General features: G+C 27.6%; 13 protein-coding genes and 1 riboswitch. Of the genes, 10 read left to right on the top strand and 3 right to left on the bottom strand.

Annotation, left to right across the window (positions count from 1 at the left end; genetic code table 11):
- The first annotated feature begins 135 nt into the window (after positions 1 to 135).
- Entirely contained in the window at positions 136 to 699 is a 564-nt protein-coding gene (locus J2Z24_RS17245; RefSeq protein ID WP_035149434.1) for a sigma-70 family RNA polymerase sigma factor, read from the top strand.
- 2 nt (positions 700 to 701) lie between these two features.
- The gene (locus J2Z24_RS17240; RefSeq protein WP_035149437.1) at positions 702 to 2,129 is read left to right on the top strand and encodes a DUF4179 domain-containing protein; all 1,428 of its coding nucleotides are present in this window, start codon (positions 702 to 704) and stop codon (positions 2,127 to 2,129) included.
- A 98-nt stretch (positions 2,130 to 2,227) separates the two neighbouring features.
- On the opposite strand, the gene J2Z24_RS17235 is transcribed toward J2Z24_RS17240, so the two are convergent.
- A complete protein-coding gene (locus J2Z24_RS17235) occupies positions 2,228 to 2,908 on the bottom strand; it encodes a hypothetical protein (protein ID WP_035149440.1) in 681 nt (226 codons plus the stop codon).
- A gap of 22 nt (positions 2,909 to 2,930) precedes the next feature.
- Positions 2,931 to 3,524, bottom strand: a complete 594-nt coding sequence (gene rpsD, locus J2Z24_RS17230; protein WP_035149442.1) for a 30S ribosomal protein S4 — start codon at positions 3,522 to 3,524, stop codon at positions 2,931 to 2,933.
- 291 nt (positions 3,525 to 3,815) lie between these two features.
- Here rpsD and J2Z24_RS17225 point away from each other — a divergent pair, with 291 nt between their 5' ends.
- The 7 genes from J2Z24_RS17225 (at position 3,816) to J2Z24_RS17195 (ending at position 9,691) form a co-directional block, all read left to right on the top strand.
- Positions 3,816 to 4,058 carry an alpha/beta hydrolase family protein gene (locus tag J2Z24_RS17225; protein ID WP_035149444.1) on the top strand — a complete coding sequence of 81 codons (243 nt, stop codon included), beginning with the start codon at positions 3,816 to 3,818 and terminating at the stop codon, positions 4,056 to 4,058.
- 184 nt (positions 4,059 to 4,242) lie between these two features.
- A riboswitch (SAM riboswitch) is annotated at positions 4,243 to 4,346 on the top strand.
- Between the two features lie 128 nt (positions 4,347 to 4,474).
- Entirely contained in the window at positions 4,475 to 4,933 is a 459-nt protein-coding gene (locus J2Z24_RS17220) for a YbaK/EbsC family protein (protein ID WP_035149447.1), read from the top strand.
- Positions 4,934 to 4,948: 15 nt separating this feature from the next.
- Entirely contained in the window at positions 4,949 to 5,833 is an 885-nt protein-coding gene (metF, locus tag J2Z24_RS17215) for a methylenetetrahydrofolate reductase [NAD(P)H] (protein ID WP_035149449.1), read from the top strand.
- 54 nt (positions 5,834 to 5,887) lie between these two features.
- A complete protein-coding gene (locus J2Z24_RS17210; RefSeq protein ID WP_035149452.1) occupies positions 5,888 to 6,346 on the top strand; it encodes an S-ribosylhomocysteine lyase in 459 nt (152 codons plus the stop codon).
- Positions 6,346 to 7,026: a hypothetical protein gene (locus tag J2Z24_RS17205; protein WP_035149456.1), complete on the top strand. Its 681-nt coding sequence runs from the start codon at positions 6,346 to 6,348 to the stop codon at positions 7,024 to 7,026. The genes J2Z24_RS17210 and J2Z24_RS17205 overlap by 1 nt, the downstream gene beginning before the upstream one ends.
- Positions 7,016 to 9,388, top strand: a complete 2,373-nt coding sequence (locus J2Z24_RS17200; protein WP_035149459.1) for a homocysteine S-methyltransferase family protein — start codon at positions 7,016 to 7,018, stop codon at positions 9,386 to 9,388. The genes J2Z24_RS17205 and J2Z24_RS17200 overlap by 11 nt, the downstream gene beginning before the upstream one ends.
- 9 nt (positions 9,389 to 9,397) lie before the next feature.
- Positions 9,398 to 9,691, top strand: coding sequence for a DUF4491 family protein (locus tag J2Z24_RS17195; RefSeq protein ID WP_035149462.1), 294 nt, complete (start codon positions 9,398 to 9,400; stop codon positions 9,689 to 9,691).
- A 61-nt stretch (positions 9,692 to 9,752) separates the two neighbouring features.
- Here J2Z24_RS17195 and J2Z24_RS17190 read toward each other — a convergent pair whose 3' ends face one another.
- Complete coding sequence (locus tag J2Z24_RS17190) at positions 9,753 to 11,291, bottom strand: cell wall-binding repeat-containing protein (RefSeq protein ID WP_035149464.1); 1,539 nt, start codon at positions 11,289 to 11,291, stop codon at positions 9,753 to 9,755.
- 1,090 nt (positions 11,292 to 12,381) lie between these two features.
- On the opposite strand from J2Z24_RS17190, the gene J2Z24_RS17185 reads away from it, so the two are divergent.
- Entirely contained in the window at positions 12,382 to 13,653 is a 1,272-nt protein-coding gene (locus J2Z24_RS17185; protein WP_307861373.1) for an ABC transporter substrate-binding protein, read from the top strand.
- Positions 13,654 to 13,684: the final 31 nt, after the last annotated feature.

Raw genomic sequence — 13,684 nt, 5'->3', positions numbered from 1 at the left:
CTAATATATTTTACTATAAATTTATATATGATTTAAATAATATTTTTAGCATTAAAATTATTTTTAATTTTTTTGATAGAAAACCATAGAACATATCGTACTAATATATGAGAAGCTTCTTAGGGAGGGAATAATTTGAAAATAAATGAAGAAAATTTTATAAAGCACATTAAGAATAGGGATGCTAAAGCTCTTCGATTTGCAGTAGATACCTATGCTAATTTGGTCTATAAGGTTGTATATAGCGTATTTAATTCTAATGATTATATAGGTGAAATAGAAGAGTGCGTAAATGATGTGTTTTTATCTTTATGGAACAATGTTGAAAGTTTTCATGAAGAGAAGGGAAACTTTAAGTCTTGGCTTATAGCTATATCAAAATATAAGGCTATAGATTATAAAAGAAAGCTATATAAAGAAAAAAGTTTAGAATGTATAGATGATGTGATAATAATAGAAGAGAAAGATACTGAAAAATTAGTGATACTTGAAGAGAATAGAGAAGAGATTTTAAAAGCAATAAGTGAACTAAAAGATGTAGATAAAGAAATATTTATAAAGAGATATTTTCTAGATGAGAATATAAATAATATAGCAAAAGCATTAGGAATAAATAGGTCTACTGTAGATAATAGATTATCAAGAGGAAGAAAAATTTTAAAAGAAAAGCTTAACTTTTTAAGGGAGGGAATAATTTAATAATGACTAATATAAATGAAAAAGATATTTATGAAACTTTTAACAACATGAATTTTGATGAAAAAGAATTTGAAAATATTCCTGTAGACATGAGTGAAATTCAGAAAAGAAGACTAAAAAATAGTTTAAGTAAAAAAATAAAAGGCAAAAAGACTAAAAAAATTAAAATTGCTACTACAGTAGCCACAGTTACATTATGCTGTTTTGTAGGTATAGCAATGGCAGCACCAGGTTTTGCAAAGGATATACCTGTATTAAGTTCTATAGTGCAAACTATAAATGACAAATATGGAATGGAAGGAGAATATCAAAAATATTCTCAGATAATAAATAAGACTGTGTACAGTAGTGGTATAGGATTTACCATAAATGAAGTACTTTGTGATGAATCACAATTAATAATAAGCTATACAGTTAAAAGTGATAAAAAGATTAAAGGCTTAGATGAGCAAATAGGGGATTTGTTTTTTGGAAATAATATTAAAATAAATGGAAAAACAGAGCATTTTGGCGGAGGAATGCAGTGGGATTATGTAGATGATAATACTTTAATTGGTATTTGTGAAATAGATATAGAAAGAAAAAAGATGCCTAAAAAATTCAATATAGATTTAAACATTCCTCAAATATTTGATGTAAAAGGCAAATGGAATACTGCATTTACAGTGTCAAGAGATGAAATAATGGCTAAAACTACAATGGTTAATACAAATACAAAGATGCAATTTCCTAATAGTAAAATAGTTGTAGAAAAAGTTATGTTTAGTCCTATAAATACATCTATATTTATTAAGGGAGATTATAAAGATAAAAATAAAGATAGATATAGAGGAAATATGTTTGATTACGATAATTGGTTTGTACTTGATGATAAAGGAAACGAACTTTCTCAAAAAGGTGCTGCAGGAAGAACTGAAGGTTTTTTTAGTAAGTATGATTTTGAATATAAATTTGATTTTCAAAGTTTAAAACACATTCCAAAGTATTTAACTGTAATTCCATGTAATATGACTCCAGAGATAAAAGGAGGCATTACAGAAGATGGCAAAGCTTTTAAAAAAGCAGACAAAGAGGTTAAAGAAGTTAAAAAAGCAATAGATGGTAAATATCCAATAGAACTTAGCCAAGGTAAAATAGGTAGCCTTATTATAAAAGAGATAAAGAATGAAAAAGATAAGACTTTAGTAAAATATACTGCTAAAGGTAAATTGCCTAATTTTCAGGCAAGCCATTTTGAAATAAAGGACGAAAAGGGAGAAATAATGAAAGCTTATAATATGTTTAATAGAAGAAAAGATGAAGAGAGACCTAATGAATTTGTATTAGAATTACCTAAACTTAAAAATGGGAAAAAATATTTCTTATGTACTAATACTTTAGACAATTATGAACTTAAAGAAGAATATATATTTAAAATACCATTACAATAATAATATAAAAAACTGTTGGCAAATTAAATGCCAACAGTTTTTTAGTTAGGAGTATTTAGTTAAGTGTAATTATAAATGTTATTTATGAGATGATAGTCTTAATAAGTTATACAGCTTATTTTATTATTTAATAGTTCAACGAAGTTCTTTTTCATAAATTCATTATTATACAGGTTATTACAAAGATGAAATAATTCATCTTTTGTTAAACCTATTTCTTCTTCAATTACCTCTAAAAAAACAGTATCATTTTTATCGTTCATAATATACTCTGCTATTTCTTGAGGTTTTAAAAATATGTTTATAGATAATATTGTATCTTGCTTATTCCAAGCATTATTAAATTTTTTACAAAAGTTTTTAAGTTTATCAATGCAAGCATTTTCATTTAGAGTCCAATAAGTATTTAGTTCAAGGATATACTTGTCAAAATTTTGTGAAGGGTTCATATAAGTGATATACTTGTCCGTTTTATTTAATTCACTTATAAATTCTTCACTAGAACATATAGGAACAAATAATTCATCTGCTTTACAATTTAAAATATTAAAGAAAGCAGTAGGAAGATATACATATTGAAGAAATCCTAAAGTAGCCAATATATTAGGATAACAACACCAGTTATTTTCAAAAATATTTTGTTGGTAGTCTATTATACTAGTATTAATAAAAATAGATTTTTCATTAAGAGGTAAATTCATAAAATGTGAATCCCAAATATTTTGTCCAGTAATGATTAAATTTTCCCAGTAATAATAATTATTATACTTGTATACCATAAAATTACCTCTTTTTAAATTTTTATTTTGAGTACAATTCAACTACTAATGTTTCATTTACTTCAATGGGAATTTCTTCTCTATTAGGTTTTCTAATTAATTTTCCACTAAAGTTATCATAATCTTTTTCTAAATAAGCTAATGAAAATTTATTTATTTCTAAAAAGTTATTTGAGAACTCCTGAATTTTTCTATATTTTTCTTTTAAAGTTATAATATCACCAACTTTTATAGAATAAGAAGGTATATCTACTTTACATCCGTTCACTAGTATATGACCATGATTAACCATTTGGCGAGCTTGACGTATAGAATTTGCAAAGCCTATTCTATACACTATATTATCTAATCTACATTCAAGATTTTTTAACAAAGCTTCGCCGGTAATATCCTTACTTTTCATAGCTTTTGCTATATACCTTCTAAATTGTTTTTCTAAAACACCATAATAAGCTTTTACTTTTTGCTTTTCTATAAGTTGTTTTCCATAATCAGAAATTTTTTTTCCAGATCTGCTATTTTCATTTGTAGCTCTTTTCATAGCTTTTGGATGTCCATAAATATTAACACCTAATCTTCTAGATAATTTAAATCTAGGAGTTCTTATTTTTGCCATGGTAATCCTCCTAATAAAATACTTGCCGCGATAATACTTGTACTTTTGCTAACAAAATAAATTATAACATAAAAAAAAGAGTTTGAAAATGATAATCATTATCATTTTATTCTTATAAATGTTAATATTTTGTGAACAAGATGTATTAGTAATAATTAATACTTTTATAAATTCTATAAAAATCTTGAGAATTAATAGGTTAATAGTTTTTATAGTAGAAAAATGAAAATGAATAATATACAATTGAATAAGAATTTCTACTATACTTACATAGAAAAAGGAAGTTAGTAAATGAACGATGTAACCATTTTTAGTGATTTAAAAGATTATTTAAATAACAATATAAAGGTTTGGATGGGATTACAAAAGTTTCCTTTTCCACTTATGGTAATAATAAATTTTAAACTTATATATGGTGTAGACTATAGTAAAGTAAGTCGGCTGAATAGTGTAAGTAAAATAAATATTCCTATTTTTATAATACATGGTAAAAAGGATGTAACAATTCCTTATACTGAAAGTGTTAAAATTTAAAGACAAATTTAATAATAAAAAAAGCAAACTAGTATTATTTGATGATTCTGTACATATAGATTTATATTATTTATATAAAGATGAATATGAAGCTACTATAAGAAATTTTTTGAAAAATATCTAAAAACTATTTACAATTTATTATTATTGTAATATAATTTAAGTTAAAATTTAATGAGATAGTTACTTATCAAGAGAGGTGGAGGGACTGGCCCTATGAAACCCGGCAACCTATGCTTTTATGCATACAAGGTGCTAAATCCTGCAGCAGTAGCTGGAAGATAAGGGTATTTTAAGAGACTTATAAAGCCTAAAGGAAATATCCTTTAGGCTTTTTTAAATTTATCAAATAGCTACTATCCATCTCTATATAAAGCTAACAATCATTTTATTGAATAGAATAGGAGGAATAAATTATGACATTGGAAAGTGTGAAAAAACAAATTTATGAAGAAAACTTAAATTTGGAGGTATTAGAATTTCAAGAGAGTACAGCTACTGTTGAAGAAGCAGCTAAGGCAGTAGGAGTAGAGCTGGGACAAATTGCAAAAACTATGGCTTTTAAGGTTAAAGAAGAAAATATACTTATAGTTGCAAAAGGAGATTCTAAAATAGATAATAGAAAATTTAAAGATTGCTTTAAGACTAAAGCAAAGATGATGAGTAGTGAAGAAGTAATGGAAATTACGGGTCATATTGTGGGAGGTGTTTGCCCATTTGGTTTAAAAAATTCAATAGATGTATACCTTGATGAATCACTAAAGGAATTTTATGAGGTTTATCCAGCAGCAGGAAGCTGTAACTCAGCAGTAAAAATAACTATAGATGAATTAGAGAAAATTACTAATGGAGTATGGATTGATGTATGTAAGTAAGGAGGAATAGAAATTATGAAAATTAAAGATATGTTTGGTAGAAAAGCTGTGGTATTTTCTTTGGAAATTTTTCCTCCAAAGCCTAATTGCTCAGTAGAAAGTTTATATAAAACATTAGAAGAATTAAAGGATATAAGTCCAGATTATATAAGTGTAACTTATGGAGCAGGAGGAAATAGTATTGATAATAAAACCTGTGAATTATCATCTTTAATAAAAAATAAATACAATATAGAAGCTTTAGCTCATTTAACATGTATAAGCTCTACTAGGGAAGATATATTATATACACTAAATACTCTGAAAAAAAATAATGTAGAGAATGTCTTAGCATTAAGGGGAGACTTTCCGTTGGATGGAAAATCTTTAGGGATTTATGATTATGCTCATGAGCTTATTTATGAAATAAAAAAAGTAGGAGATTTTGGTGTAGCGGCAGCATGTTATCCTGAGGGACATATTGAATGTGAAGATTTAGATAAAGATATAGTAAGGCTAAAAGAAAAAGTAGATAAGGGAGCAGATTACTTAATAACTCAACTGTTTTTTAACAACAACTTATTTTATGATTTTTTAAATAAATGTACTCAAAAAGGAATAAAAATACCAATTGAAGCTGGTATAATGCCAATAACAAATAAAAGACAGGTAGAAAGAATAATATCATTATGTGGGGCAAATTTACCTAATAAGTTTATAAAGATAATAGATAAGTATGAACATAATAAAGATGCTTTAAGAGATGCAGGAATAGCATATGCAGTAGAGCAAATAGTAGATTTAATATCTACAGGTGTAGATGGAATACATTTGTATACAATGAATAATTCATATATAGCAAGAAGCATCAAAAAAAGTATAAGTTCTATATTGGAGTCTGTAAATAGTGAGGCTATTTAATATAATTTAATTTTTGTATATAATAAAAGGAGAAGAATTTAGGAGGAGATAAACATGAATAAAGTTGAAAGCTTTCAGTTAGACCATAGAAAGGTGGTAGCTCCTTATGTTAGAAAATGCTGCACTTTAGAAGGAGAAAAAGGTGATATGGTTTCAAAGTATGATTTAAGATTTACTCAACCTAATAAGGAAAGCATACCTACAGCAGCATTACATGCTCTTGAGCATTTATTGGCGGGATTTTTAAGAGAAAATATAGATGGAATAATAGATTTATCACCTATGGGATGTAGAACTGGTTTTTATTTAACAGTATGGGGAGATAGGGATACAAAATATATAAAAGATGGATTGGAAATTTCATTGAAAAAAGTATTAGATGCGAAGGAGGTACCAGCAGCTAATGATGTTCAGTGTGGTAATTACAAAGATTTATCTTTATTTGGTGCCAAAGAATATGCAAAAATTGTTTTAGATAAAGGCTTTAACTTAAATATATATGGTGAAAAATAATGGAGAAATATAGCTTTAATATATCTAAAGAAGAGGTATTAAGGTATTTAGGAGTTAAAGGTAGTATAGAAGACAATATAACTAGTTTAATATATGACTGTACAGAAGAACTTAAAAAAATAATTAGATTTAAAGTTACCTATAAGGTTTTTACAATGAAAACAGAAAAAGAAGAAGTCTTATTAAGGAATTGCAAATTAAAGCTTAAAGGCGAAAGTATAATAAATCATTTAAAGTATTGTAATGACTGTGTATTATTTGCAGCTACTTTAGGTGGTGAAGTAGATAAAAAGATAAATTATTATGAAAGAATTAGTATGAGTAAAGCTATAATTTTAGATGCTTGTGCTACTGTAGCTATAGAAGAAGGCTGTGATTTTGTAGAAGATGAAATTAGAAAAATTGCTATAGAACAAGGAAAAGAGATAACATTTAGATTTAGTCCTGGATATGGAGATTTGGATTTGAGTATTCAGGAAAGCTTTATACAAACGGTAGAAGCATATAAAAATATAGGTCTTACTGTGTCAGCACATAATATATTAATACCTAGAAAATCTGTAACAGCAATTATTGGATTTACCCCAAAGGATAAAAAGAAAGAAAAGAAGAGCTGTATTAGGTGCAATAGATATAGTAACTGCCAGTTTAAAAAAGTGGGTGAAGTATGTGAATTTTAAGGAGTTATTAAAGAAAAAAACATTAATTTTTGATGGTGCTATGGGCACAATGCTTCAAAAGATGGGACTAAAGGTTGGAGAATTACCAGAGATTTTAAATTTATTGGACAGAGATAAAATAATAAATATACATAAAAAATATATAAAAGCAGGAGCTAATATAATAACAACAAATACCTTTGGTGCCAATGAGTTAAAATTAAAAAATTCTGGATATATTCCCGAGGAAATAATAGCTTCAGCAGTGAACAACGCTAAGAAAGCTTCAGAAGGAAAAGAAGTTTTAATTGCATTGGATATAGGGCCTATTGGACAGTTATTAGAGCCTATAGGAACTTTAACTTTTGAAGAAGCCTACGAAATTTTTAAAAAACAAATTATTTGTGGAGTAAAACATGGTGCGGATTTAATTCTTATAGAAACTATGACAGACCTTTATGAAGCTAAAGCAGCTGTTTTAGCAGCAAAAGAAAATTCAAATCTACCAGTAATTTGTACTATGACCTTTCAGCAGGATAGAAGAACTTTTACAGGATGTACTCCTTTATCTATGATTATGACTCTGGAGGGGTTAGGTGTAGATGCATTAGGTGTAAATTGTTCTTTAGGACCAGTAGAGTTAGAACCAATAGTAGATGATATATTAAATTACTCCTCAGTTCCTGTTATTGTGCAGCCTAATGCAGGATTACCGCAGGTTATAAATAAAACTACAGTATATAAAATAACTCCATTAGAATTTGCCAAGGTAGCTAAGAATATGGTGGAGAAGGGAGTTAGTATTATTGGAGGATGTTGTGGTACAGATGATGAATTTATAAGGGAATTATGCAAGTCTGTAAGAGACATAAAATCTAAAGAGATAAATAAAAAATATATATGTGGAGTGTGTACTCCTACAAAAGGCATTATAGTAGATGGAGTAAAAGTTGTAGGGGAAAGAATAAATCCTACAGGGAAAAAACTTTTTAAGGAAGCTTTGAGAAATAATGATATGGAATTTATATTTAAAGAGGCTATAGTGCAGATAGAAGCAGGGGCAGATGTTTTAGATGTAAATGTAGGACTACCGGAAATAAATGAAGAGGAAATGTTACCTAGAGTTATAAAAGATATCCAAAGTATAATAGATACGCCTTTACAAATAGATTCTAGTAATGCTAAAGCTATAGAAAAAGCCTTAAGAATATATAATGGAAAGCCTATAGTGAATTCTGTCAATGGGGAAGATAAGGTTTTAGATACTGTATTGCCAATGGTAAAAAAATATGGAGCTTTAGTAGTAGGACTTACTCTTGATAATACAGGTATTCCTTACAAAGCCGAAGATAGATATAATATTGCAGAGAAAATAGTAAATAGAGCTTTAAAATATGGTATAGGGAAAGAAAATATTATCATAGATTGCTTAACTTTGACAGCTTCAGCTCAACAAGAAAATGTTATGGAAACTTTAAAAGCTTTATCTATGGTAAAGGAAAAATTAAATGTTAAAACTACTTTAGGAGTTTCAAATGTATCCTTTGGACTTCCCAATAGAGAGCTATTAAATAGAACATTTTTAGCGATGGCACTAGAGGCAGGCTTAGATTTACCTATTATAAACCCATTAGATGTAAATATTATGGATACAATACAAGCCTTTAATGTACTCAGTAATAAAGATTATGATTCAAAAGAATATATAAAAACTTATGGTATTGTAAAGGAAGAAAAGGTAAAATTAAATATACAAGGAGAAATAGATTTAAAAGAAGCTATTATAAAAGGACTAAAGGAAGAAAGTATAGAACTTACTAAAAAGCTTTTAAAAGAAAAAAGTGAAATGGAGATAATAAATGAATATTTAATTCCTGCACTGGATATTGTAGGAGAAAGATATGAAAAAGGAATAATATTTTTACCAGCACTTATTCAATCAGCGGAAACAGTAAAAAAATCATTTCATGTTATAAAGGAAAAATTGGTTTTAGAAGATAAAAATAAAATATTTAAAGGTAAAATACTTCTTGCTACAGTAAAGGGAGATATACATGATATAGGAAAAAATATAGTCAAAACTTTACTTGAAAATTATGGATATGATATTATTGATTTAGGGAAAGATGTATCGAAGGAAATAATAGTAGATCAGATATTAAAGAATAACATAAAATTAATTGGACTAAGTGCTTTAATGACTACTACAGTAAAAAGCATGGAAGAGACTATACAATTAATAAGAGAAAAAAACATAGATTGTAAAGTTATGGTAGGCGGAGCGGTTTTAAATGAAGAATATGCAAATATGATTAATGCTGATTTCTATGCTAAAGATGCTAAAGAGGCAGTAGAAATTGCTAAGAAAGTGTTTTTAAAGTAGGGGGTATATATGAATTTTCAAGGAATTATTATTGGAATAGTGTCATTTTTGATTATTGGAATATTTCATCCTATTGTAATTAAATCTGAATACTATTTTGGTAAAAAAGTTTGGCCTGTATTTTTAGTTTTAGGTATAATATGTATTTCACTTTCAATATTTTGTAATGATACGATGATCAGCGCTGTTTTGGGAGTTACGGGATTTTCATGTATATGGAGCATTCACGAAATAATTGAGCAGGAAGAAAGAGTTAGGAAGGGATGGTTCCCTAAAAATCCTAAAAGAAATTACCGTTGTTAAGATAAATAAGAAAAATAGGATGCAATTTACAGCAACCTATTTTTCTTATTTATATATTAACTTACATTTCTATTAGTCTTTCTTGAAGATCCATAATTATATTTTCAGCATCAGAGAAATCTTCCACTATATCAAGAGTTTCTTCAAGAATAGAGTCAATTTTTTCTAATTCATTATTTATTGTATCTATATCATTAGAAATAATAGCATTCTTTAATAAGATAAAGATATTTTCATAGGAATCCAATGAATTAGATAGTCTATCTATACCTTGTATATAAAGGTTGATACTTTTTAGATAGTCATCTTTTAAAGAATCCATTTCACTAGGAGAATTTAGAGCAGATACCTTTTCTCTTAAATCTATTAAGTTTTTTTTATGGGTGTTTAAATAAGGTTTTAAATCTGCATAGGATTTAATAAAAGTATCTATAGCTTCTAAAACTTTTGCAGAGTCTGAAATATCTAGATTTATATAATCATAGAAAACTTTTCCAAAAGTATTTTCAATATAAAGAGAAGCATTTGTAGTCTCATCTATATATTTGCTAGAGTAATTTGATAAACTATCAATAAAATCTTTTTCTTCTTTTGACAAATTTTGATAACTCTTTAAAGAATATTCTATTGAGGAATTAATAGAACCTTGTCCACCAAGCAGAAATATATTTTTATAGTTTTTACTTGCCATAAAAGTTTGCTGTTTAGTTATATCTTGTCCATTTGTAAGTATTATTGGTGCATTAAATTTTGTAGCCAATGCACTACCAGAAAGTGCATCAGCAAATTTTGATCCATTTGCTATGACTGCTGTATCTGTATCTAGGTTGAAATATTTACATATAGAGAGAGAAGTTTCATACCTATCTTTTCCTTCTAATCTTATTATATTATCATTAGTTAATGAAGGTATTAAAGTTTTTATCTCATTTACAACATTATTCTCTATAGAGGAATATCCACCTATTATATAAATATTACTAGGTTGAATATTAGCAAGCATATCTTTAGCATATAAAGATAAACTAGAATTTGATGTTATTATTATAGGATATTCGTTCAATGCAGCAATACTTGATATACTAAGTGCATCTGCAAAGCCATGGGCATTTGCTATAACTACAGGAGTGTTCTTTTTACAATCCATGAAGTTTACAATAGATTTATTGGTATCAAATCTGTCTTTTCCTCCAAGCCTTACAAAATTTTTATATCCTTGAGTTTTCATGTAATTTATAAACTTATCATCTATGGATGATTGTCCACCTAATATGTATATGGTTCCATTTTTATCTAAATGATTATTTATGTATTTAATGTAGTCTTCATTAGCATTTATAATATTGCTACTTAATAATATTGGTGCATTTAATTTTTTAGAAAGAACACTTCCAGTTAAAGCATCAGGAAAATTTTTACCGCTAGCAACTATTATACTCTGTAGAATGCCATTTTCGAATGTATTTGAAATGCTTACAGATGTTTTATATCTATCCGAACCATACAATCTGTTAACATTGTAGCTATTTTTGGCATGTACATTATTGAAAATACCTAGTGTTATGACAGTTGCTGAAATTAAACTTATTATTTTCTTCAATTTTACCACTCTCCTATAAATTTCATAGTAAAATTTTAGCATGAACTAATAAAAAATACCTTATGAAAGTGAAGGGATATATTAAGGATATAACCACTGGTGGTTATTGTTGGGCATAAAGTTAAATTTAATATAAAGTTAATATTAAAGAGATTTTATGGCAGGTGTCATATGCAAGAATTATTGCAATTTAAGTATATGTATTTTATAACTACACATATGTTTTTTACAAACACACTTTCATTTGAATAGGAAGTAAATTATATATGAATTATATAATAAAGAATGAAAAAATCTATTGAGGTTATATGTAATTGATTTCGGTAAATAAAATTATACAAATTTATAATTTCTATACAATTATAAATGATAAATGTAAATTTAACAGATAAAATTGTCGAAAAAAATAGAAAGAAAACTTGCATGACTATAAAAAAAAGAAATTTAATAATTAATTATATAAGAATAATAATGCAATTATTTGTTCAAAAATTTAAATTAAATATTTTAAAAAAACTGTTGACCTTTGATATTTACTGTGATAAGATTGTAAACAATAAATTTCGCAAATAAAATATTTATGAATAAAAATTCATTTATTTGCATAAATATAAGTAATATTGTTTAACAATAATGATGGAGATAAAGGTATCCACAAATTAGTTAAAGAGAGTCGGGGATGGATGGAAGCCTGATACTAATGGATATATAATGCTCACTCCTGAATTGTGTAGCTGAAATAATAGTAGGTTATTACCGTGTTGCATACGTTATAATGCAAGGTTATTATATAGTAACCTAGTTTAAGGCTGTGATTGTGAAATTTCAGCGAATTAGAGTGGTACAGCGAAGGATCGCCTCTATATGCAGAATATGCATATAGAGGCTTTTTTTATATGACAGATAACAGAATATAGAGCACAGATATTTAGAAATGAACAGTTATTTATAGTAGATAGTTGTTCAGGAGAAATTTTCTCCATTGTCATTACAAAAAATCTTAATAACTGTAAATTATCCCATGTTAACTGTCAGCTAAAAAAGTGCATTGCACTTTATAGTTATAGATAATAGCAAAAAGGGGGCGATTTTGTTGGGGCTAATTACTGGCTCAGATGAGGATGGTGTGATTATTATTTCAAGATTAAAGAAGATATTTAGAGTAAAAGAAAGGGGAAAAATTATGAAAAAAAAATTATCATTATTTATGGCTTTGTTAATGACAGCATCCTTATTTGCAGGATGTGGAAAAGGTGGGGCAAATAATAAAGATGCGGGAAGTAAAGGAGATACCATAAAGATAGGATTAGATTATGAGCTTTCAAATGAGGTTGCCCTTTATGGCCAAAGTTTAGTTACAGGAATAGAACTTGCATTTAAAGAGATAAATGAAGCAGGCGGGGTTTTAGGAAAAAAAGTTGAAATTATAAAGGCAGACAATAAATCAGATACAGCAGAAGCTGCTAATGTAGCTGCTAAATTAGCTACTAGAGATAAGGTTGTAGCAATACTTGGACCTGCTACATCAGGTAGTGTAAAAGCTGCAATTCCGCAGGCTACACAAAATAAAGTTCCTTTAATATCTGCATCATCAACAGCAGATGATGTTACAGTAGATAGTCATGGTAAAGTAAGGGATTACATTTTTAAAACTTGTTTCAGTGATTCCTTCCAGGGAGTAATACTTGCAAACTTTGCAGTAGAAGATTTGAAGTCAAAGAATGCTGCAATATTAATGGATACAACAAGTGATTATAGTAAAGGACTTTCAAAAAGCTTTAAGGAAACTTATAGCAAATTAGGAGGAAAGGTAGTAACAGAGCAGGCTTATCAAGCTAAGGATAAAGACTTTAAGGCTGTTTTAACAAATATTAAGAATGCTAAACCTGACTTGATTTATTTACCAGGATATTATGAAGAAGTAGGATTAATAGTTAAACAAGCAAGAGAATTAGGTCTTAATGTACCTATTTTAGGTGGAGATGGTTATGATTCACCAAAGTTAGCTGAACTTGCTGGAAAACAAGCATTAAACAAAGTTTACTATACAAATCATTATTCTTCAAAAGATACTAGTAATGAAGTTGTAAAGTTTAAAGATACATTTAAAAAGCAATTTAATAAGGAACCAGATGCATTTAATGCTTTAGGATATGATCTTGCATATTTTGTTGCAGATGCACTTAAGAGAGCAGGAGAGTCAAATCGTGAAAAATTAAAAGAAGCACTTGCGAGTACAAAAGGCTTCAAAGGAATAACTGGTGAATTATCAATAGATGAAAATCATAATCCAGTAAAATCAATAACAATATTAGAAGTTAAAAATGGAGAACCAACATTCCTAAAGAAACAGCAGCCATAGTTAATGAAAAAATGGAGGGGATATCCCCTCC

Origin of the sequence: Clostridium tetanomorphum (assembly GCF_017873215.1) — a bacterium.
In the GTDB taxonomy this organism is placed as follows: Bacteria; Bacillota; Clostridia; order Clostridiales; family Clostridiaceae; genus Clostridium_AO; species Clostridium_AO tetanomorphum.
This window is presented reverse-complemented; position numbering and strand designations above follow the sequence as displayed.